Below are 18,457 nucleotides of genomic sequence, written 5' to 3'. Positions count from 1 at the left end.
CTGGGCGGCGCACAGGACAGACCCTGCCAGAGGGCGCCTCCCGCGCGACGAGCCTGTGGAAAACCTCTCCATGTCCCCCCGCGACCACGTTCTCCACAGGAACGCTGGGCATGGACTGGGCAGAGGCGATGCCGTTGTACTGTCGTGTCCAGCAGTGAGAGGCGCTGGGGATGGCGCCGAGACGGTCACAGGAGGCTGCATGGATGCCGTGCGCATGCTGGAGGACGAGCTCCGGGAGCTGGTCCGCCGCAGAGGGGTCGATCCCCGTGTGGAGGGACATCGGATCCGCACCATGATCGCGGAGGCCACCCTCGACTACGAGTCGCGCTCCCTGGTCAGCTCCCTCCCGCCCCTGGAGGATCCCGAGGCGGCCCGGCAGGAGCTCTTCGACCGGATCGCAGGCCTCGGGCCCTTGCAGCGGCTCATGGACGACCCGACCGTGGAGGAGATCTGGCTCAACGCCCCGGACCAGGTCTACTGCGCCCGCGCCGGGCGGTCCGAGCTGACCGGGATCGTGCTGTCCGAGGAACAGGTGCGCGACCTCGTCGAGCTCATGCTGAAGTCCTCGGGCCGCCGACTGGATCTGTCCATGCCGTTCGTGGACGCCTCGCTGCCGGACGGCTCCCGCCTCCACGTGGCGATCCCCGACATCACCCGGCGCCACTGGGCCGTGAACATCCGCAAGTTCATCAGCCGGGCACACCGGCTCGACGACCTGGTCCGCTCCGAGTCGCTGACGACGCCGGCCGCCCGCTTCCTCGACGCCGCGGTGGACGCGGGCATGAACATCCTGGTCTCCGGCGCCACCCAGGCGGGGAAGACCACCATGCTGAACTGCCTGTCCGCCTCGATCGGGGCGCGTGAGCGGGTCATCACGGTGGAGGAGATCTTCGAGCTGCAGATCCCCGTGCGCGACGTCGTCGGGCTCCAGTGCCGCCAGCCGAACCTCGAGGGCACCGGTGAGATCCCGCTGCGCCGGCTGGTGAAGGAGGCCCTGCGGATGCGCCCGGACCGCCTGATCGTGGGGGAGGTCCGCGAGGCGGAGGCGCTGGACATGCTCGTGGCCCTGAACTCGGGTCTGGCGGGCATGTGCACCATCCACGCCAACTCCGCGTCCGACGCGCTCACGAAGCTGTGCACGCTGCCCCTGCTGGCGGGGGAGAACATCTCGCGGAACTTCGTGGTGCCCACGGTCGCCACCTGCATCGACGTCGTCGTCCACTGCGAGCGGGACCGGGAGGGTCGCCGGCGGGTCCGGGAGATCCTGACCGTGGGCTCCCGTGTGGAGGGCGGCGTCATCGAGACCTCCACGCTGTTCCGCCGCGACGCGCACGGGGACCTCGTGCTGAACCCCTCGGCGGACCTGGAGTTCGAGGCGTTCGCCCGCCGCGGGCTCGATCCGCGCGATCTCGTGGAGGTGCGCTGATGGGCGCCGTTCTCGGGCTCGGACTCGGAGCCGGACTCTTCCTCATGTGGTGGTCTCTGTGGTCCGAGCCCGTCGTCTCCGCGGAGGAGCCTCGCGGCCCGGGCCGGCTGGCCGAGCTCATCGCCCGGTCGGGCATCGAGCGGCTGACCCCCGCCGGCGTCGTGGGGGCGATGGCCGCGGGGTGCGTGGTCGCCGCTCTCATCGTCCTGGCGGTCACGCGGACCTGGACCATCGCCGCCTGCTTCGGCCTGTTCGGGGCGGCCCTGCCCTGGGCACTTCTGACCTGGCAGGCGACTCGCCGCACCAGGGCGCTGCGCGACCTCTGGCCGGACGCGGTGGACCATGTCCGCTCCGCCGTCCGGGCGGGGCTGACGCTGCCCGAGGCCCTCACACAGCTCGGCGAGACGGGGCCGGAGGGCCTACGGGCGCCGTTCCGCGAGTTCGCCCGTGACTACCGGTCCGGAGCACGCTTCCTGGACGCCCTGGAACGGCTGAAGACGCGCATGGCGGATCCCGTGGCGGACCGGCTCGTCGCCTCGCTGCGCCTGACCCGGGAGGTCGGCGGCGCGGACATCGGACTGCTCCTGCAGTCGCTCTCCGAGTTCCTCCGTCAGGACGCCCGTACCCGGGCGGAGCTCGAGGCGCGGCAGTCGTGGACCGTCAACGCCGCCCGCCTGGCCGTCTGCGCCCCCTGGATCGTCCTGCTCCTGCTCGGCACCCAGCCGCTGGCCGTGACCGCCTACCAGAGCGTCGCCGGCGGCGCGCTGCTCCTGGCCGGACTCGTGGTGTCGGCGCTGTGCTACCGGATCATGCTCCGGATCGGTGCGCTTCCGCAGGAGAAGAGGGTGTTCGCATGAGCGGCGGCCTGCTGTGGGGGATCGCGCTCGGGCTGGTCATGGCGGCCGGCGTCTGGCTGATCGTCACGGCCCAGCCGTGGGGGTGGCGTCCCTCCCTGGAGGAGCGCATCGAGCCGCAGCTGCGCCATCATGTGCCCGCGTCACGGCTGCTGGCCGACGGACGGGCGACGTCGACCCCCTGGGGGACGTGGGGCAGGCTCCTGGGCCCCTCCCTGGCGGGGGCGACGCGCGGGCTCCAGCGGCTGAGCCCCGCGGGGGAGAGCCTCACGCTGAAGCTGCAGGCCGCCGGCTCCGAGCTCTCCGTCATGGACTTCCGCGCCCAGCAGGTCCTGTGCGCGGTCATCGCGACCGCGGCCGGCACGGTCCTCTCCGTCCTGCTCACGCTGGCGGGGGCGGTCCCGGTCGTCTCCGGCGTCGCCCTGGTCGTCGCCGCGGGGCTGTCCGGCTACGTGCTGCGGGACCAGATGCTCACCTGGGCGGTCGCGCGTCGCAGGACGGCGATCCTCACCGAGTTCCCCTCCGTGGCCGAGTTGTTCGCGCTGTCCGTCGGCGCCGGGGAGAGCGCCACCGGCGCCATGGAGCGCATCGTGCGCTCCGCCCGCGGCGAGATGGCGGGGGAGTTCGACCGCACCCTGGCCGACGTGCGCGCGGGCGCGTCGTTGTCCTCCGCCCTGAAGGCCATGGGCCGGCGGGTGCAGCTGGAACCGGTGGAGCGGTTCATCGGCGGCATCCTGATCGCCCTGGACCGGGGCACCCCGCTGGCGGACGTGCTGCGCGCACAGGCCCAGGACGTGCGCGAGCTCGGCCGCCGCGAGCTCATGGAGTCCGCGGGACGCAAGGAGATCCAGATGATGGTCCCGCTCGTGTTCGGGATCCTGCCCCTCACGGTGGTGTTCGCGATCTTCCCCGGCCTCGCACTCCTGCGCCTGAGCTTCTGACGGCGCCCACAGACCCACAACTGAATAGTCCACCCGTCCCGACGACCCCCACCCATCACTTCGCGCGGTGCCACGGGGCACCGCACCCCAGGAGGGAAACCATGCTCACCAACGCCTACCTGACCGTCGTCTCCGCCCTGACGTCCCTGCTGCACGACGACGCCCGCGACGAGCGCGGCGACGTCCCCGGCTGGGTCATGATCACCCTGATGTCCGCGGCGCTCGTCGTGGCCCTGCTCGGACTCGCGATGCCCGCGCTGAAGGCCATGTTCGACCAGGCCATCACCCAGGTGAACAACGCCGCCGGCTGAGTGAGCGCACCGATGGAACCCGCAGCCCGCCCGGCGGTCCAGGGCCGACCGGGCCCCGACCGCCGGGCGGGCGACCGCGGCTCCGTCGTGGCGGAGAACGCCATGGTCACCGCCCTGCTCGTCCTGTTGTTCGCCGCCGTCCTCCAGGTCGGCATCATCGTGCACGTCCGCAACGTGATGATCGACGCCGCCTCCGCCGGCGCCCGCTACGGGGCGCTCGCGGACCGTGACCCCGCGGAGGGCGCGGCGCGGGCGCGCGACGTCCTCTCCGCCTCCGTCCCCGGCCAGTCCGGCGCCCAGGTGCGGTCGGAGCCCACCACCGTGGGCGGGGTGCCGGTGGTCCGGGTGACCATCACCAGCAGTCTGCCCGGGCTGGGGTTCCTGCCCGGTCCCGTCCCCATCGAGGTGCACGGCCATGCCTTCCGCTACTGACGCCCGCCACGGCCCCACGCACGCTCCGTGGCGGGGCACCGACCTCGCGGACGACGTCGGCTCGGCCACGGTCGAGTTCCTGGGCCTGTCCCTGATCCTGCTCATCCCGCTGGCCTACCTGATGCTCTTCGTCTCCCAGGTGCAGGCGGCGGCCTTCGGCGCCCTCGCGTCCGCCGATCAGGCGGCGCGCGTCATGGTCTCCGGGGAGGGCGGGAACCCGGGGCAGGCAGAGGGCACGATCCCGCTCACGCTGGCCGACTACGGCTTCGACGCCGCCGATGCCGAATGGTCTGTGGCGTGCGACGTGGGCGGCTGCGGCACCCTGGAGCCCGGCGAGGTCGTGGACGTCACCGTCGCGATCAGCCTCGACCCGCCACTCCTTCCCGACGGATGGGTGAGCGTCGACATCGCCACGGTCGACTCCCACTCCCGCGCCCGGATGCCGAGGTTCTGATGACGCGCCGCCATCGCAGCCGCCCCCAGCGCCGCCCCGACCGACGCCACGGTGCCCACGAGCGCGGCGAGATCACCGTCCTGACGCTCGGCCTGAGCGCGATCGTGGTGGGGCTCCTGCTCGTGGTCCTCTCCGCCACGCTCGTGCTCATCCAGGCCCGCAAGGTCCAGTCCCTGGCGGACGGGGCGGCCCTCGCCGGGGCAGAGCAGCTCGCCTTCCAGCTCGACGCCGACCCACGGGTGGTCCTTGAGCCCGGCTCCGTCCAGGCCTCCGTCAACGAGCACCTCGACGCGGTCGGCGCACGCGAGTCCGTCCCCGGTCTGGAGTCCGTCTCGGCCCAGGTCGCCGGTGACGGCGCCACCGTCGTCGTCCGGGCCCGGGCGAAGGTGACCCTGGTGCCGTCCGGCGCCGGCTGGCTGGCCGACCTGATCCCGGCCTCCGTCCCCGTCAGCGCCGAAGGCAGCTCCCGCACCGTCCTCACCCGCTGACCCTCCCACCCGGGACGCGAGAGGGCGGGGCGCCGTCCGGCACCCCGCCCTCGTCATGCCGGGTAGATCACCCGGCTCCGTCGGCTGGGTTCAGCCGCGGTTCTCCTGCTTCCAGGACTCGACGGCGCCCAGGTTGTTGCCGTCCTTGTCGTAGCGGTAGAAGCCCTCGCCCACGCCGAGGCCGGTGGTCCCGGCGTCGATGCCCTTCTTCAGGGTCTCCTCCGCGAACGCCTTCTTCAGCGGATCGGCCGAGACGCGGGAGATGTTGTAGGCCACGTTGAAGCCCACGACGTCGTACACCTCGAACGGGCCCTTCGGGGCGCCCGTCGCGATCTTCCAGACGTTGTCGATGTCCTCCGGGTCGGACACCCCGCCCTGGTACAGCTTCGCGCCCGCGTCCAGCCACGGGATCAGCAGCGAGTTCAGCACATAGCCCGGGACCTCCTTCCGCACCGGCACCGGGACCAGGCCGATCTCGCCGGCGAACGCGAGGACCGCGTCGAAGTGCTCCGGCGCGGTCTTCGCCGTGGCCATGACCTCACCGGTGTTGTTCTTCCACACCAGGTTCGCGAAGTGCAGCGCCAGGAACCGCTCCGGGTGGCCCGTGGAGTCCGCGAAGGAGCTCGGCAGCAGGGAGGAGGTGTTGGTCAGCAGCACGGTGCGCTCCGGCACGGCCTCGCCGATCTTCGCCCACACGGACTTCTTCAGCTCGAGGTTCTCCGGGATCGACTCGATCACCACGTCCGCGTCCGTCACCGCGTCCGCGACGTCCGTGGTCGTGCGGATCGAGGAGACCGCCTTGTCGAAGCGCTCCGCGTCGAAGTCGGGCAGGTCGCGCTGGTAGTACCCGCGCATCCACTCCCAGCGGGCCGGCAGCTGGGCCAGCGCCTTGTCGTCGACGTCGTACGCGGTGACGTCCTTGCCGTGGTAGGCGGCCTGCATGATGATCTGCGAGCCGAGCACGCCGGTGCCGAACACGGTCACCTTCTGAATCGTCGTCACGATCAGTCCAATCCTTCGGAGTCGGTTCCCGGGACGGGTCGTCCCGCTATCTGTCAGCCTACTCTCGGGCGCTGCCGGCCGGACCCCCTGGCGGCCCGCCGTCGGCCCCCTCCTTCAACGCTGTCGGCGCACGACGACGACGCCGTCGTCCAGGTGCCCGGCCTCGCCGTTCGGACCGGTCGACTCGCGGCCGCGCACCTCGGCCACGAGGACCTCCCAGTCCTCGTCCCCCTCGGTCATGATGCCCAGGGCCTCCAGGTCTCCGGCGGGGGTGGGGAAGTCCCCACGTGCGGCCACCTCAGGCGGAGCCCAGCTCGGCGGCGCCGCGTGGGAGACGAGCACGACGTGCCCGCCCGGCGCCACCAGGGACGCGGCGTGCCGCAGGATCCGCGCGCGGTCCAGGGCCACGGGGGACTGGAAGAAGGAGCCGGTGACCAGGTCGTAGCCGGCGGCGCCGTCGTCACGGGCGCCCCAGTCCGCGGAGGTGTCCGTGAGGTCGGCTGCCAGGAACCGCGTCCGCTCGGCCACGCCGCGCGCCGCGGCCGCCTCCCGGCCGCGGGCCACCGCCGCCTCGGAGATGTCCACGCCCGTGGCGTGCCAGCCGGCCTCGGCCAGGTGCACCACGTCGCCGCCCTCGCCGCAGCCGAGGTCCAGGGCGCGGCCGGGGCCGTCCGGCAGGTCCAGGCCGGCCACCAGCGCAGCCGTGGTCGCGTTCACCTTCCCCGACCACACCTGCTCCCCGCCGTACCGGTTCTCCCAGAACTCGCGCGGATCCATGCCCGGGTCGATCTGCGGGGCCGCCCCGCCGTGGCGATGCTCGTGGCCGGGGGAGTGCTGATCGCTCATGGTGCTCCGATGTTCGGGGACGTCAGGGGTTCGCCCCCGACAGCGCACCCGGGGTGGCGATCATTCCCCGGATCCCGGCCGGCGCGGGCCCACCGCCGGGGTCCTCACAGCTCCCGCGCGGCGTCCTCCGCCCAGTTCCGCACCATCGCGCCGACGGCGGCCTCCTGGTCCAGGTGCGCGTTGTGGCCGGTGCGGTCCAGCATGGCCAGGGTCAGGCGCGGGAAGTGCTCGGCCAGGGCGAGCTGGTCCCTCCATCCCACCTTGTCGTCCTGGCGGCCGGTGACGATCAGCGTGGGGCGGTCGAACTCGCCGAACCGCTCCTCCGGCAGCGGGCCGTCGAGGGCGTAGCGGTCCTCGAGCCGGTCCACCGCGTCCTCGTCCACCGCGAGCACGCCGGGCAGCACGTGCTCGCGGAAGCCCTCCCACACCGGCCGCGTCTGGATCACGGCCATCTCGACGAACGGCGCGGCGTCGTCCCCGTCCAGCTCGGCGAGCAGGGCCTCGTCCTGCTCCAGGACCACGCGCTCGGGCACGTCCCGGCGCTCCGGGTCCGGGTCCACCACGGGGGCGATCATCGCCAGGCCCGCGACCTGCCCGGGGCGGCGCGCCAGCACCTCGCGCACCAGCAGCCCGCCCAGGGAGTTGCCCAGCAGCGCGAACCGGTCCTCGCCCGCGATCTCCCCGACGACGCCGTCCAGCCAGTCCGCCAGCTCCGGCAGTCCGCCGGGGGCGGGCAGGGCGGGGGTGCCGCCGAAGCCGGGCAGGTCCACGTAGACGCGCTCCCAGCCGCCGGCGGCCTCCAGGGCGGCGTCGAGGGGGAGGAGGAGGCGGTGGTCCACGCCCATGCCGTGGACGAGGACCAGCGGGGCGCCGGAGCCGCGGCGCACGAGGTGAGGGGCGGGCTGTGACATGGGCCGATGCTACCGCTGGCCCGCGATCCCGCGGATGGCTTCGTCGACTGCCGTCCGCCTCCGCCGCGCGCCCTGGGAAGGCGGGGCGGTAGACTCGCCCCACCATGGCTGACACTGACTTCTCCGCAGAGATCGACGCTCTGCGCCACACCCTGGCCTCCATCGAGCAGGTCTCCGACGTCGAGAAGATGACGGCGGAGGTGGCCGAGCTCGAGAAGGAGGCCGCCGCCCCCGACCTCTGGGACGACCCCGAGGCCGCGCAGAAGGTGACCTCCAAGCTCTCCCACCGCCAGGCGGACCTCAAGCGCATCAAGTCCCTCGCGGACCGGATCGACGACCTCGAGACCATGGTGGAGCTCGCCGCGGAGGAGGACGAGCCCTCCCTGCTGGACGACGCGAACGTCGAGCTGACCTCGATCCGCAAGGCCCTCGAGGAGCTCGAGGTCGTCACGCTGCTCAACGGCGAGTACGACCAGCGGGACGCCGTCGTGACCATCCGCGCGGGCGCCGGCGGCGTGGACGCGGCCGACTTCGCCGAGACCCTGATGCGCATGTACCTGCGCTGGGCCGAGCAGAAGGGCTGGTCCACGAAGGTCATGGACACCTCCTACGCGGAGGAGGCCGGCCTGAAGTCCGCCACGTTCGAGGTGAACGCGCCCTTCGCGTTCGGCACCCTCTCCGTCGAGGCCGGCACGCACCGCCTGGTGCGCATCAGCCCCTTCGACAACCAGGGGCGCCGCCAGACCTCCTTCGCCGCGGTCGAGGTCGTCCCGCTCATCGAGTCGGACGACTCCATCGAGATCCCCGAGTCCGAGATCAAGGTGGACGTGTTCCGCTCCTCCGGCCCCGGCGGCCAGTCCGTGAACACCACGGACTCCGCCGTCCGCATGACGCACATCCCCACGGGCATCGTCGTGTCCATGCAGAACGAGAAGTCGCAGATCCAGAACCGCGCCGCCGCGCTGCGCGTGCTCCAGTCCCGCCTGCTCCTGGTCCGCAAGGCCGAGGAGGACGCGAAGAAGAAGGAGATGGCCGGCGACATCAAGGCCTCGTGGGGCGATCAGATGCGCTCCTACGTGCTCAACCCGTACCAGATGGTCAAGGACCTCCGCACGGGCCACGAGGAGGGCAACCCGTCCTCCGTGTTCGACGGCGCCATCGACGACTTCATCGACGCCGGCATCCGCTGGCGCGCCGAGCAGGTCAAGGCCGCCCAGGAGGACTGAGCCCCTCCCGCAGTCCACGCCGCCGGCCCGCACCTCTGACCTGGAGGTGCGGGCCGGCGTCGTCGTTCAAGCCCCCGCAGGGGCCTCGGGCCTGGCCTGGGAGGCCGGCCCGGTGGGATGCTCGAAGCACCGGGCAGGCGCCCCCGCGCGCCGGTCCGGCAGCCGACTCCATTCCCACCCAGGAGGTCGAACAGCATGACCATGCGCGCCGCCCGTTGGCACGGCAAGAAGGACATCCGCATCGAGGAGATCGACTCGCCCACGGCCGGTCCGGGGCAGGTCCTCGTGGACGTCGCGTGGTGCGGCATCTGCGGCACGGACCTGCACGAGTACCTCGAGGGCCCGATCTTCATCCCGCCGGCCGGGCACCCGCACCCGATCTCCGGCGACGCCGCCCCCGTCACGCTCGGCCACGAGATGTCCGGCACCGTCGCCGCCCTGGGCGAGGGCGTCACGGACCTCGAGGTCGGCCAGAAGGTCGTCGTGGAGCCGTACATCGTGCGCGAGGAGGACCGGGACCGACCGGACTACAACCTCGCGCCGGACATGAACTTCATCGGCCTGGGCGGCGACGGCGGCGGACTGGCCGAGCAGATCGCGGTGCAGCGCCGCTGGGTCCACCCGGTGGCCGACTCCGTGCCCCTCGACCAGGCCGCGCTCATCGAGCCGCTCTCCGTGGCCCACCACGCGTGGGTGCGGGCCGGCTCTCCGACGTCGGGCGTGGCGCTGATCGGCGGCGCCGGCCCCATCGGCGCGCTCACCGCGGCCGTGCTCAAGGGCAAGGGCCTGACGGTGTACGTCTCCGAGCTCTCCGAGCTGCGCCGCCGGAAGGTGCTCGAGGCCGGCGTGGTGGACGAGGCCTTCGACCCGCGCGAGGTGGACGTGCCCGCCAAGATCCGCGAACTGCACGACGGCCAGGGCGCGGACGTGGGCTTCGAGTGCACCTCGGTGGACGTGGTGCTGGACATGCTGCTGGACGCGGTGCGCCCCGGCGGCGTGATCGTCAACGAGTCCATCTGGGGCCACGAGCCCGCCGTGGCCCTTCACAAGCTGGTGATGAAGGAGATCGACCTGCGCGGCACCATCGCGTACGCGAACGACCACGCGGACACAATCCGCATGGTCGAGGACGGCGCCGTGGACCTCACGCCGTTCATCACCGGCAAGATCGGCCTCGACGACCTGGTCGACCAGGGCTTCGAGACCCTCATCCACCACAACGAGACGGCCGTGAAGATCCTCGTCTCGCCGACCGGCCAGGGTCTCTGAGGCGCCGGTCCGATCCCCGGACGTCCCGACGACGGCCCGCGCCCGCAGCCGGCGGGTGCGGGTCGTCGTGGTCCCTGCCCCGCGGCGCGTCGTCATGGATGCGTCGCCGCCTGGCGCGCCTGTGACCGGGGTCATAGACTGTATTTGAGTGAATCGTGATGAACCGAGTTGAACGTCCCAGGAGGACCGCATGACCGCCGAGCTGCCCCAGCCTCAGCCCACCGACGCCGTGATCGTGGGCGGTGCCCGCACGCCCTTCACCCGGCTGCTCTCGCAGCAGGCCGACCTGCGCGCCGTGGACCTGGGCGCCCACGCGATCACGCATGCGCTCGAGCGCGCCGGCGTGGCCCCCGAGGACGTGGACATGGTCTACATGGGCCAGGTCGTGCAGGCCGGCGCGGGGCAGAACCCGGCCCGCCAGTCCGCGCTCGCCGCGGGCATCCCGTGGAACGTCCCGGCCATGACGATCAACAAGGTGTGCCTGTCCGGCCTCACCGCCGTGATCGACGCCGCCCGTCTCATCCGCCTCGGCGAGGCGGACGTGGTGGTGGCCGGCGGTCAGGAGTCCATGACCAACGCCCCGCACCTGCTGCCCGGCGCGCGCAAGGGCTTCAAGTACGGCCCGGCCACGATGCTCGACGCCGTCGCGTGGGACGGCCTCACCGACTCCCTGAGCCACGAGGCCATGGGCGAGCTGACCGAGTCCGGCAATGGCGAGCGGAACATCGCCCGCGCCGAGCAGGACGAGGTCGCTGCGGCCTCGCACCAGCGGGCCGCCCGGGCCCAGTCCCAGGGCGTCTTCGAGGGCGAGATCGCCCCGGTGGAGGTGCCTCAGCGCAAGGGCGACCCGCTGGTCGTCTCCCAGGACGAAGGGGTCCGCCCGGACACGACCGCCGAGTCGCTGGGCTCCCTGCGCCCGGCGTTCGCGAAGGACGGCACGATCACGGCCGGCAACTCCTCGCCCCTGTCCGACGGCGCCGCCGCCCTCGTGGTGACCTCGCGTGCCTTCGCCGAGGAGAAGGGCCTGACGGTCCTCGCCACGGTGGGCGCCCCCGGCCAGACCGCCGGCCCGGACAGCTCGCAGCTGCACTCGCAGCCCTCCGACGCGATCAACGCCGCCGTGCGGAAGCAGGGCTGGGACGTGGCCGACCTCGACTTCATCGAGATCAACGAGGCATTCGGCGCGGTGGCCGTGCAGTCCCTGCGCGACCTCGGCTACCCGCACGAGAAGACCAACATCCACGGCGGCGCCATCGCCCTGGGCCACCCGATCGGCGCCTCCGGGGCCCGGCTGGCCCTGCACGCCGCCCTCGAGCTCGACCGGCGCGACGGCGGCCGCGCGGCCGTCTCGCTCTGCGGCGGCGGCGGCCAGGGTGAGGCCCTGATCCTCTTCCGCTGACGGACCGCCCCTGACAGAAAGGGCCCCGGACATGGCTCTCGACAAGACCGTGGCCACGCCCGCCGAGGCGGTGGCGGACGTGCCGGACGGCGCGTCCCTGGCCGTCGGCGGCTTCGGACTCTCCGGCAACCCCGTGCAGCTCATCGAGGCCCTGCTCGAGCAGGGCGCCATGGACCTGTCCGTCGTGTCCAACAACTGCGGCGTGGACGGCTGGGGCCTGGGCATCCTGCTCGGCGCGCGCCGGCTGCGGAAGATGACCTCCTCCTATGTGGGGGAGAACAAGGAGTTCGCCCGCCAGTACCTCGAGGGCGAGCTCGAGGTGGAGCTCGTCCCGCAGGGCACCCTCGCGGAGAAGCTCCGCGCCGGCGGCGCCGGCATCCCGGCGTTCTACACCCGCTCGGGCGTCGGCATCCAGGTGGCCGAGGGCGGCCTGCCCATGCACTACGACGCGGACGGCACCGTGGTGAAGTCCTCGCAGGCCAAGCCCACGGACACGTTCGTGCTCGGCGAGGGCTACCTCAACCAGGCCCCGGGCGAGCCCGAGACCTATGTGCTCGAACGCTCCATCGTCACCGACTTCTCCCTCGTGCACGCCTGGAAGGGCGACCGCCACGGCAACCTCGTGTTCCGCAAGGCCACCCGCCAGTTCGGCCCGCCCGCGGCCATGGCCGGCCGGGTGTGCATCGCCCAGGTGGAGGAGCTCGTCGAGCCCGGCGAGATCGACCCGGATGACGTGCACCTGCCCGGCGTCTTCGTGCACCGGATCGTGGAGGTCGGCACGGACATCGAGAAGCGGATCGAGAAGCGCACCGTGCGCGCATCGGGGGAGGAGCAGGCATGAGCGAGCAGACCACCGGGCGCCCCCGGGGCCTGAGCCGCGACCAGATGGCGGCCCGCGCCGCGCAGGAGCTGCCGGACGGCGCCTACGTCAACCTCGGCATCGGCATGCCCACGCTGATCCCCAACCACATCCCCGCCGGGCGGTCCGTGGTGCTGCAGTCCGAGAACGGCATCCTCGGCACGGGCCCGTACCCCACGGAGGACGCCGTGGACCCCGACCTGATCAACGCGGGCAAGGAGACCGTCACCGTGAACCCGGGGGCGTCCTTCTTCGACTCCGCGCTGAGCTTCGGCATGATCCGCGGCGGCAAGATCGACGTCGCCGTCCTGGGCGGCATGGAAATCTCCGCCGCGGGCGACCTGGCCAACTGGATGGTGCCCGGCAAGATGATCAAGGGCATGGGCGGCGCGATGGACCTCGTCCACGGCGCCGGCCGCGTGATCGTCATGATGGACCACGTGTCCAAAGACGGGACCCCCAAGATCGTCGACCAGTGCACCCTGCCGCTGACCGGCCGCGCCGTCGTCGACCGCATCATCACGGACTTGGCCGTCATCGACGTCGTCGGCACCCCGGAACAGCCCCGCCTGGCGCTCGTGGAGACCGCGCCCGGCGTCACCGAGGAGCAGGTCCGCGCGCTCACCGGCGCACCGCTGGACTGAGCCGACGACGCCGCCCCGCGGCCCCGGCGCATCGCCTCTGCGGGCATCGGACCGGCACGGGATAGACTGGACGGCCGCGCCCTGATCGGGGCGCGGCCGTCGCCGTGGACGCTGGAAGGACGTGAGGCCATGGGCAAGAACAGCAAGGGCAAGGCCGCCAAGCAGCCGGCCCCCGGCGAGCGCCAGGTGATCGCCAACAACAAGAAGGCGCGCCACGACTACACCATCCTCGACACGTACGAGGCCGGCATGGTGCTCACCGGCACCGAGGTGAAGTCGCTGCGCGAGGGCAAGGCCTCGCTCGTGGACGGCTTCGCGGTCTTCTACCGGGACGAGCTGTGGCTCGAGCAGGTCTACATCCCGGAGTACCTCAACGGCTCGTGGACCAACCACGCCGCCCGCCGGCGTCGCAAGCTGCTGCTGCACCGCGCCGAGCTGACGAAGATCTCCCGGCAGATCCAGGATCCGGGCCTGACCATCGTGCCGCTGTCCCTGTACTTCCTGAACGGGCGCGTGAAGGTGGAGATCGGCGTCGCACGGGGCAACCGCGAATACGACAAGCGGCACAAGCTGCGCGAGCAGCAGGACAACCGCGAGGCCCAGCGGGCCATGCGGATGCGCAACCGGCGCGCCGGCGTGGCCTGAGCGCGGCGGCCCCTTGGGAATGCCCGGGGGGCGTGCTACGTTGTATCTCTCGCAGGCCCGGTTTCAGGACCGGCGGGCTCCGCGCCCTCCGCCTGCAGTGGTGATTGACAACCTCATAGAGGAGTCGCCCCCCTGGGGCCGATCGGTTTCGACGGTGTGTGTCGCGTCGGGAGAAGCGGGCCGAGGATGCAGAGTCATCTCGTCAAACGCTCTCTGCAAACCAATAAGTGCCGAATCCAAGCGCACTGACTTCGCTCTCGCTGCCTGATCAGTGATCGAGTCCGTCACCCCGAGGTCGCTGTCGCCTCGGATCGTGGCGTCAGCTAGATAGCCACTGGGCGTCACCCTCGCCGGGGGTCGTGACGCCGACATCAATCCGGCTGGGTCCGGGTTGGCCGCCCGTCTGCGGGACGGCCAGGACCGAGCAACACCCACAGCAGACTGCGCCCGGAGAAGACCTGGCAACACCTCATCGGACGCGGGTTCAATTCCCGCCGGCTCCACTCACCACACGCGAAGGCCCCCCGACGTCACGTCGGGGGGCCTTCGTCGTGCCCGGGAGTCTCCGTCCCTGCTCCGGCCGCGCCACGCGGTAGTAGCGTGGGCCCATGAGCGACATGATCTACAACCGTCTCGGCTCCTCCGGCCTCCAGGTCTCGCAGTTCAGCTTCGGCTCCTGGGTGACCTTCGGCAACCAGGTCGACATGGGCCTGGCCAAGGACCAGCTGGCCGCCGCCAAGGAGGGCGGGGTCAACTTCTTCGACAACGCCGAGGTCTACGCCGGCGGCGAGTCCGAGTCCATCATGGGCCGGGCCATCGCCGAGCTCGGCTGGAAGCGCCACGAGTACGTCGTCTCCACGAAGCTGTTCTGGGGGATCCACGGCGACGTGGTGAACATGAAGAACACCCTGAACCGCAAGTACCTGATGCAGGGCATCGACGGCTCCCTCGAGCGCCTCGGCCTGGACTTCGTGGACCTGGTGTTCTGCCACCGCCCGGACCCGCACACTCCCATCGAGGAGACCGTCTGGGCCATGAGCGACATGATCAACCGGGGCAAGGCCCTGTACTGGGGCACCTCGGAGTGGAGCGCGGACGAGATCCGCGCGGCGTGGAACATCGCCGAGCGGCACCATCTGCACAAGCCCGTGATGGAGCAGCCGCAGTACAACCTGCTGCACCGCACGAAGGTGGAGGAGGAGTACGCCCGCCTCTACGAGGACATCGGGCTCGGCCTGACCACCTGGAGCCCGCTGGCCTCCGGCATCCTCTCCGGCAAGTACGTGGACGGCGTCCCGGAGGGCTCCCGCGGCGCGCTGAAGGGCTACGACTTCGTGAAGGACTCGATCGCGGACCAGGAGACCACCGCCAAGGTCCGACAGCTCGTGGACATCGCCGCCGAGCTCGACGTGACCCCGGCGCAGCTGGCCCTGGCGTGGACGGCCTCGAACCCGCGCGTGTCCACCGTGATCCTCGGCGCCTCGAGCGTGGCGCAGGTCCAGGAGAACCTCAAGGCGCTGGACGTGATCGAGCTGGTGACCCCGGAGGTCCGCGAGCGCCTGGAGGCGGTGTTCGCCTGACGGTCCGCCGGTCGCGGGCGACCGCGGCCGGCGTCGTCGCGCCCCGGTAGAGTCCCCGCAGAGGGCCGCCACTTCGAGCGCCCCGGCGTGGAAGGGGCTCCCCGTGGAGGCTGCACTGTTTCGTGAGACCCTCATCGGCGATGCGGGGCTGATCGGCGGCCTGCTGCTCGTCGCGGTGGTCCTGCGGGCCAAGGTCCGGGTCCTCCAGTGGCTGCTGCTGCCCGCCCCTGTGATCGCCGGTCTGCTCGGGTTCCTGCTTGGGCCGCAGGTGGCGGGCGCGTGGGGCCTGCGCGTCGGCGCCTGGGAGTTCACGGGGCTGCCGTTCTCCCCGTACGTGGGCTCCTACACCACCCTGCTGATCGCGGTGGTCTTCGCCTGCCTGGCGCTGTCCCAGTCCTTCTCCTTCAGGAAGGCGACCGGCCCGCTGGCCGGCTTCACCGGCTACGGCGTGCTCATGTCCGCCGGCCAGGTGGTCGCCGGCATGCTGCTGGTCCTGCTCGTCCTCGGCCCGGTGATGGGTTCCTCGGACGCGATCGGCATGGTGCTGTTCGCCTCCTGGTCCGGCGGGTTCGGCACCTCCGCGGCCCTGGGGGACGTGTTCGCCGACGCGGGCCGCCCGGAGATCACCTCGATCGCCTTCACCTCGGCCACCGTGGGCATGCTCTCCGGGATCGTCGGCGGCGTGATCCTGGCGAAGATCGGCTCCTCCCGGGGGCACACCCGGGCCTTCAGCACGCAGGCCGCGTTCACACCGTCCCTGCGCACCGGCGTGCTGGAGCACGACGACCGCCCCGTCGCCGCCCGGCACACGATGTCCGGGTCCTCCATCGAGACGCTCACCCTGCACATGGCGCTGGTGGGCGCCGTCGTTGCCCTCGGCTGGCTGTTCATGACCACCACCGGCGAGGTGCTGGACGACTTCGCCCTGCCCCTGTTCGCCAGCGCCTTCTTGGCGGGCCTGCTCGCCCGGTGGGTCGTGGTCCGCTCCGGCGCCTCGCGGGTGATGGAGCCGCAGACCCTCAAGGCGCTGTCCGGGGCGGCCTCGGACGTGTTGATCGTCTGCGGCATCGTGTCCATCGAGCCGGCGTTCGTCGCCGACCACCTGGCGGAGCTGGCCGTGGTGTTCGCGCTGGGCCTGGCGTTCTGCCTGTTCCTGGGGCTCGTGGTCGCCCCGCGGTACCTGGGGGAGAGCTGGTTCGAGAAGCAGATCTTCACGTGGGGATGGGCCACCGGGTCCGTGGCCACCGGCATCGCGCTGCTGCGCATCGTGGATCCCGACCTCGAGTCCGGGACCGTCGAGGACTTCGGGTACGCCTACCTGCCGCTGATCCCGGTGGAGGGGGCCGCGGTGGCGATCGCCCCGCTGCTCATCGTCGCCGGGGCGCCCTGGTCGGTGGTCGCGATCTGGGGCGTCATCGCCGTCGTCGGGGCCGTCGTCATGGTCCGTCAGGGCGGGCCGGACCCCCGGCGGACGACGACGGCGGCACGCGCCTGAGCGGCACGCCCGGCCTCGCGGCCGGCTAACGACCCTGGGGGCCATGTCCGCAGCCCCCGAGCCCGCCCCTCGACCCGCTGACCGCCGACTGGGTCCGGCGATGGACCGACGCCGTGGACGCCGCCTTCGGCCCCCGCGTCCGGTTCCTCGGCCTGCAGGGCTCCCGCGCCCGCGGTGAGGCGTCCGCGACCTCGGACATCGACGCCGTCCTGGTCCTGGACGCGCTCACGCCCCGGGACGTCGACGCCTACCGGGAGCTGCTGGACGGCCTGCCGCACCGGGAGCTGGCCTGCGGGTTCCTCTCCGGCCGGGACGAGCTGCTCACCTGGGACGCGGCGGACCTGGTGCAGTTCGTGCACGACACCACGCCGATCCGCGGCAGCCTCGCGGAGCTGCTGCCTCGCCTGGACGCGGCCGCCGTGGCCCGGGCGGTCACCGCGGGTGCCGGGAACGTCTACCACGGCGCCGTGCACACCCTGGTGCACACCCGCAGCCCGGAGACGATCGCCGGCCTGGCCAAGGCCGCCGCCTTCGTGGTCCAGGCCCGGCACCTGCAACGCACCGGGACGCACGTGCGCCGTCAGACGGACCTGCTGGACGTGGTGGACCCCGCGGATCGGGACGTGCTGGCCCTCGCGCTCGCCGTGCGGGGCGGCGCCGCCGTGGACGTGGACCGGGACGGCCGCCTGCTGTTCGGGTGGGCGCAGCGGGTCCTCGTCGGCTGAGCCCGCGGCTCAGCGGACCAGGAACCCCACGGCCAGGACGCCGACGACGGCGGCCGCCGTCCCGGAGGCCAGGTGCACCAACCACACCCGGACGGCGCGCCGGGTCCGGCCGGCGAGGACCTCCTGCGCGGCCTGGAACGCCACCGTGGACCATGTGCCCAGGGCCAGGACGAACGCGCCGGCGGCGCCGAGGGCCAGTGCGGCCCCGGCCGGGCCCTCGGGGTCAGCGGATCCGGGCCCGAAGCCGATCGCGAACAGCGCCCCGGCGAGCGCGGAGGCCGTCACATTGGCCAGCAGGACACCCCGGCCGCCCCAGCGGTGGTCGGCGAGATGGCGCAACCCGGCCCCCACGGCTGCCGCCAGGCCGGCGAGGAGCACGGTCAGGAGGACCGTCCCGGCGCTCATGCGGCCGCCCCGTCCGGACGGCCGGCGGAGCCGGACCCGGCGCCCCGGCCGCCCAGGTGCAGTCCCAGGGCGGCCGCGGCGGTGCTCAGCGCCGCCAGCACCGCCACGGCGATCAGCAGGCCCACGACCACGACCGCCAGGAGGATCCACCACGTGTCCCCCGTGGCGGCCAGGCCGGCGGTCATCATCACGGGCAGCGCCAGCGTCGCGGCCACGGTGCCGAAGGTGGTGAAGGCGCCCAGGAAGCCGGTCCCCAGTGCCGCCACGAGGCGGGGATCCCACCGCGCGCCGGGACGTCCGGACGCGCCCCGCAGCAGGCCCAGGAGGAAGGAGCCCAGCACGTTCACGGCCGCCACCGATGCCAGCGTGGCCGACGCGGTGCCGAGCGGCCCGGAGATGCTCGGGTCCCCCGGACCCATCGCCTGGGCGATCAGCGCCCCGGCCCCGAGGCTCGCGAGCGCACCCGCCGCCCCGCCGAGCGCCACCCAGGGCAGCGTCCGGCGCGCCGCGGCTCCGCCCGCGGCCGGCCGCGCGTCCGCCACGGG

General features: G+C 72.5%; 21 protein-coding genes and 1 other RNA gene. 17 read left to right on the top strand and 5 right to left on the bottom strand.

Going from position 1 to position 18,457, the window contains the following annotated elements; translation table 11 throughout:
• The first annotated feature begins 199 nt into the window (after positions 1 to 199).
• The 7 genes from KW076_RS10545 (at position 200) to KW076_RS10515 (ending at position 4,906) form a co-directional block, all read left to right on the top strand.
• Positions 200 to 1,426 (top strand): TadA family conjugal transfer-associated ATPase, encoded by a 1,227-nt coding sequence (locus KW076_RS10545; protein WP_224355289.1) that lies wholly within the window; start codon positions 200 to 202, stop codon positions 1,424 to 1,426.
• Positions 1,426 to 2,283 carry a type II secretion system F family protein gene (locus KW076_RS10540; RefSeq protein ID WP_224355288.1) on the top strand — a complete coding sequence of 286 codons (858 nt, stop codon included), beginning with the start codon at positions 1,426 to 1,428 and terminating at the stop codon, positions 2,281 to 2,283. Before KW076_RS10545 ends, KW076_RS10540 begins: the two co-directional genes overlap by 1 nt.
• Positions 2,280 to 3,221, top strand: a complete 942-nt coding sequence (locus KW076_RS10535; RefSeq protein ID WP_224355287.1) for a type II secretion system F family protein — start codon at positions 2,280 to 2,282, stop codon at positions 3,219 to 3,221. The genes KW076_RS10540 and KW076_RS10535 overlap by 4 nt, the downstream gene beginning before the upstream one ends.
• Positions 3,222 to 3,322: 101 nt before the next feature.
• A complete protein-coding gene (locus KW076_RS10530) occupies positions 3,323 to 3,532 on the top strand; it encodes a hypothetical protein (RefSeq protein ID WP_224355286.1) in 210 nt (69 codons plus the stop codon).
• A 12-nt stretch (positions 3,533 to 3,544) separates the two neighbouring features.
• Entirely contained in the window at positions 3,545 to 3,964 is a 420-nt protein-coding gene (locus KW076_RS10525) for a TadE/TadG family type IV pilus assembly protein (protein ID WP_224355285.1), read from the top strand.
• A complete protein-coding gene (locus KW076_RS10520) occupies positions 3,948 to 4,418 on the top strand; it encodes a hypothetical protein (RefSeq protein WP_224355284.1) in 471 nt (156 codons plus the stop codon). Before KW076_RS10525 ends, KW076_RS10520 begins: the two co-directional genes overlap by 17 nt.
• A complete protein-coding gene (locus tag KW076_RS10515) occupies positions 4,418 to 4,906 on the top strand; it encodes a pilus assembly protein TadG-related protein (RefSeq protein ID WP_224355283.1) in 489 nt (162 codons plus the stop codon). The genes KW076_RS10520 and KW076_RS10515 overlap by 1 nt, the downstream gene beginning before the upstream one ends.
• Positions 4,907 to 4,996: 90 nt before the next feature.
• Here KW076_RS10515 and KW076_RS10510 read toward each other — a convergent pair whose 3' ends face one another.
• From KW076_RS10510 to KW076_RS10500, 3 genes are all read right to left on the bottom strand, one after another.
• Positions 4,997 to 5,908: a 3-hydroxyacyl-CoA dehydrogenase gene (locus KW076_RS10510; protein WP_224355282.1), complete on the bottom strand. Its 912-nt coding sequence runs from the start codon at positions 5,906 to 5,908 to the stop codon at positions 4,997 to 4,999.
• Positions 5,909 to 6,022: 114 nt separating this feature from the next.
• A complete protein-coding gene (locus tag KW076_RS10505; RefSeq protein WP_224355281.1) occupies positions 6,023 to 6,754 on the bottom strand; it encodes an SAM-dependent methyltransferase in 732 nt (243 codons plus the stop codon).
• Between the two features lie 104 nt (positions 6,755 to 6,858).
• Complete coding sequence (locus KW076_RS10500) at positions 6,859 to 7,665, bottom strand: alpha/beta fold hydrolase (protein WP_224355280.1); 807 nt, start codon at positions 7,663 to 7,665, stop codon at positions 6,859 to 6,861.
• Positions 7,666 to 7,769: 104 nt separating this feature from the next.
• Between KW076_RS10500 and prfB the strand changes: the two genes are divergently transcribed.
• From prfB to KW076_RS10450, 10 genes are all read left to right on the top strand, one after another.
• The gene (gene prfB, locus KW076_RS10495) at positions 7,770 to 8,891 is read left to right on the top strand and encodes a peptide chain release factor 2 (RefSeq protein ID WP_224355279.1); all 1,122 of its coding nucleotides are present in this window, start codon (positions 7,770 to 7,772) and stop codon (positions 8,889 to 8,891) included.
• A gap of 201 nt (positions 8,892 to 9,092) precedes the next feature.
• A complete protein-coding gene (locus tag KW076_RS10490) occupies positions 9,093 to 10,160 on the top strand; it encodes a 2,3-butanediol dehydrogenase (protein ID WP_200970092.1) in 1,068 nt (355 codons plus the stop codon).
• Between the two features lie 190 nt (positions 10,161 to 10,350).
• Positions 10,351 to 11,559, top strand: a complete 1,209-nt coding sequence (locus KW076_RS10485; protein ID WP_224355278.1) for an acetyl-CoA C-acetyltransferase — start codon at positions 10,351 to 10,353, stop codon at positions 11,557 to 11,559.
• 31 nt (positions 11,560 to 11,590) lie between these two features.
• Positions 11,591 to 12,400, top strand: coding sequence for a CoA transferase subunit A (locus KW076_RS10480; RefSeq protein ID WP_224355277.1), 810 nt, complete (start codon positions 11,591 to 11,593; stop codon positions 12,398 to 12,400).
• Positions 12,397 to 13,062: a CoA transferase subunit B gene (locus KW076_RS10475; protein WP_224355276.1), complete on the top strand. Its 666-nt coding sequence runs from the start codon at positions 12,397 to 12,399 to the stop codon at positions 13,060 to 13,062. Before KW076_RS10480 ends, KW076_RS10475 begins: the two co-directional genes overlap by 4 nt.
• A gap of 129 nt (positions 13,063 to 13,191) precedes the next feature.
• Positions 13,192 to 13,707 carry an SsrA-binding protein SmpB gene (smpB, locus tag KW076_RS10470; RefSeq protein WP_044659238.1) on the top strand — a complete coding sequence of 172 codons (516 nt, stop codon included), beginning with the start codon at positions 13,192 to 13,194 and terminating at the stop codon, positions 13,705 to 13,707.
• 134 nt (positions 13,708 to 13,841) lie between these two features.
• Positions 13,842 to 14,213, top strand: a transfer-messenger RNA (tmRNA) gene (ssrA, locus tag KW076_RS10465).
• A gap of 102 nt (positions 14,214 to 14,315) precedes the next feature.
• Positions 14,316 to 15,287, top strand: a complete 972-nt coding sequence (locus KW076_RS10460; protein WP_224355275.1) for a potassium channel beta subunit family protein — start codon at positions 14,316 to 14,318, stop codon at positions 15,285 to 15,287.
• A 103-nt stretch (positions 15,288 to 15,390) separates the two neighbouring features.
• Positions 15,391 to 16,782, top strand: coding sequence for a sodium/glutamate symporter (locus tag KW076_RS10455; protein WP_286670220.1), 1,392 nt, complete (start codon positions 15,391 to 15,393; stop codon positions 16,780 to 16,782).
• A 113-nt stretch (positions 16,783 to 16,895) separates the two neighbouring features.
• Positions 16,896 to 17,507: a nucleotidyltransferase domain-containing protein gene (locus tag KW076_RS10450; RefSeq protein ID WP_224355274.1), complete on the top strand. Its 612-nt coding sequence runs from the start codon at positions 16,896 to 16,898 to the stop codon at positions 17,505 to 17,507.
• Positions 17,508 to 17,516: 9 nt separating this feature from the next.
• Here KW076_RS10450 and KW076_RS10445 read toward each other — a convergent pair whose 3' ends face one another.
• On the bottom strand, positions 17,517 to 17,912 hold the full coding sequence (locus KW076_RS10445; RefSeq protein ID WP_224355273.1) for a CrcB family protein: 396 nt from the start codon (positions 17,910 to 17,912) through the stop codon (positions 17,517 to 17,519).
• A complete protein-coding gene (locus KW076_RS10440; RefSeq protein ID WP_224355272.1) occupies positions 17,909 to 18,454 on the bottom strand; it encodes a CrcB family protein in 546 nt (181 codons plus the stop codon). Before KW076_RS10440 ends, KW076_RS10445 begins: the two co-directional genes overlap by 4 nt.
• Positions 18,455 to 18,457: the final 3 nt, after the last annotated feature.

Source organism: Micrococcus porci (genome assembly GCF_020097155.1).
In the GTDB taxonomy this organism is placed as follows: Bacteria; Actinomycetota; Actinomycetes; order Actinomycetales; family Micrococcaceae; genus Micrococcus; species Micrococcus porci.
The sequence above is the reverse complement of the archived record's forward strand: the minus strand, read 5'-3'. Positions and strand labels throughout refer to the sequence as shown.

Bases quoted from the DNA above. Each gene is read 5' to 3' on its own strand.
- KW076_RS10545 (WP_224355289.1), top strand. From the start codon at position 200: ATGGATGCCGTGCGCATGCTGGAGGACGAGCTCCGGGAGCTGGTCCGC.
- KW076_RS10540 (WP_224355288.1), top strand. From the start codon at position 1,426: ATGGGCGCCGTTCTCGGGCTCGGACTCGGAGCCGGACTCTTCCTCATG.
- KW076_RS10535 (WP_224355287.1), top strand. From the start codon at position 2,280: ATGAGCGGCGGCCTGCTGTGGGGGATCGCGCTCGGGCTGGTCATGGCG.
- KW076_RS10530 (WP_224355286.1), top strand. From the start codon at position 3,323: ATGCTCACCAACGCCTACCTGACCGTCGTCTCCGCCCTGACGTCCCTG.
- KW076_RS10525 (WP_224355285.1), top strand. From the start codon at position 3,545: ATGGAACCCGCAGCCCGCCCGGCGGTCCAGGGCCGACCGGGCCCCGAC.
- KW076_RS10520 (WP_224355284.1), top strand. From the start codon at position 3,948: ATGCCTTCCGCTACTGACGCCCGCCACGGCCCCACGCACGCTCCGTGG.
- KW076_RS10515 (WP_224355283.1), top strand. From the start codon at position 4,418: ATGACGCGCCGCCATCGCAGCCGCCCCCAGCGCCGCCCCGACCGACGC.
- KW076_RS10505 (WP_224355281.1), bottom strand. From the start codon at position 6,754: ATGAGCGATCAGCACTCCCCCGGCCACGAGCATCGCCACGGCGGGGCG.
- KW076_RS10500 (WP_224355280.1), bottom strand. From the start codon at position 7,665: ATGTCACAGCCCGCCCCTCACCTCGTGCGCCGCGGCTCCGGCGCCCCG.
- prfB (WP_224355279.1), top strand. From the start codon at position 7,770: ATGGCTGACACTGACTTCTCCGCAGAGATCGACGCTCTGCGCCACACC.
- KW076_RS10490 (WP_200970092.1), top strand. From the start codon at position 9,093: ATGCGCGCCGCCCGTTGGCACGGCAAGAAGGACATCCGCATCGAGGAG.
- KW076_RS10485 (WP_224355278.1), top strand. From the start codon at position 10,351: ATGACCGCCGAGCTGCCCCAGCCTCAGCCCACCGACGCCGTGATCGTG.
- KW076_RS10480 (WP_224355277.1), top strand. From the start codon at position 11,591: ATGGCTCTCGACAAGACCGTGGCCACGCCCGCCGAGGCGGTGGCGGAC.
- KW076_RS10475 (WP_224355276.1), top strand. From the start codon at position 12,397: ATGAGCGAGCAGACCACCGGGCGCCCCCGGGGCCTGAGCCGCGACCAG.
- smpB (WP_044659238.1), top strand. From the start codon at position 13,192: ATGGGCAAGAACAGCAAGGGCAAGGCCGCCAAGCAGCCGGCCCCCGGC.
- KW076_RS10460 (WP_224355275.1), top strand. From the start codon at position 14,316: ATGAGCGACATGATCTACAACCGTCTCGGCTCCTCCGGCCTCCAGGTC.
- KW076_RS10445 (WP_224355273.1), bottom strand. From the start codon at position 17,912: ATGAGCGCCGGGACGGTCCTCCTGACCGTGCTCCTCGCCGGCCTGGCG.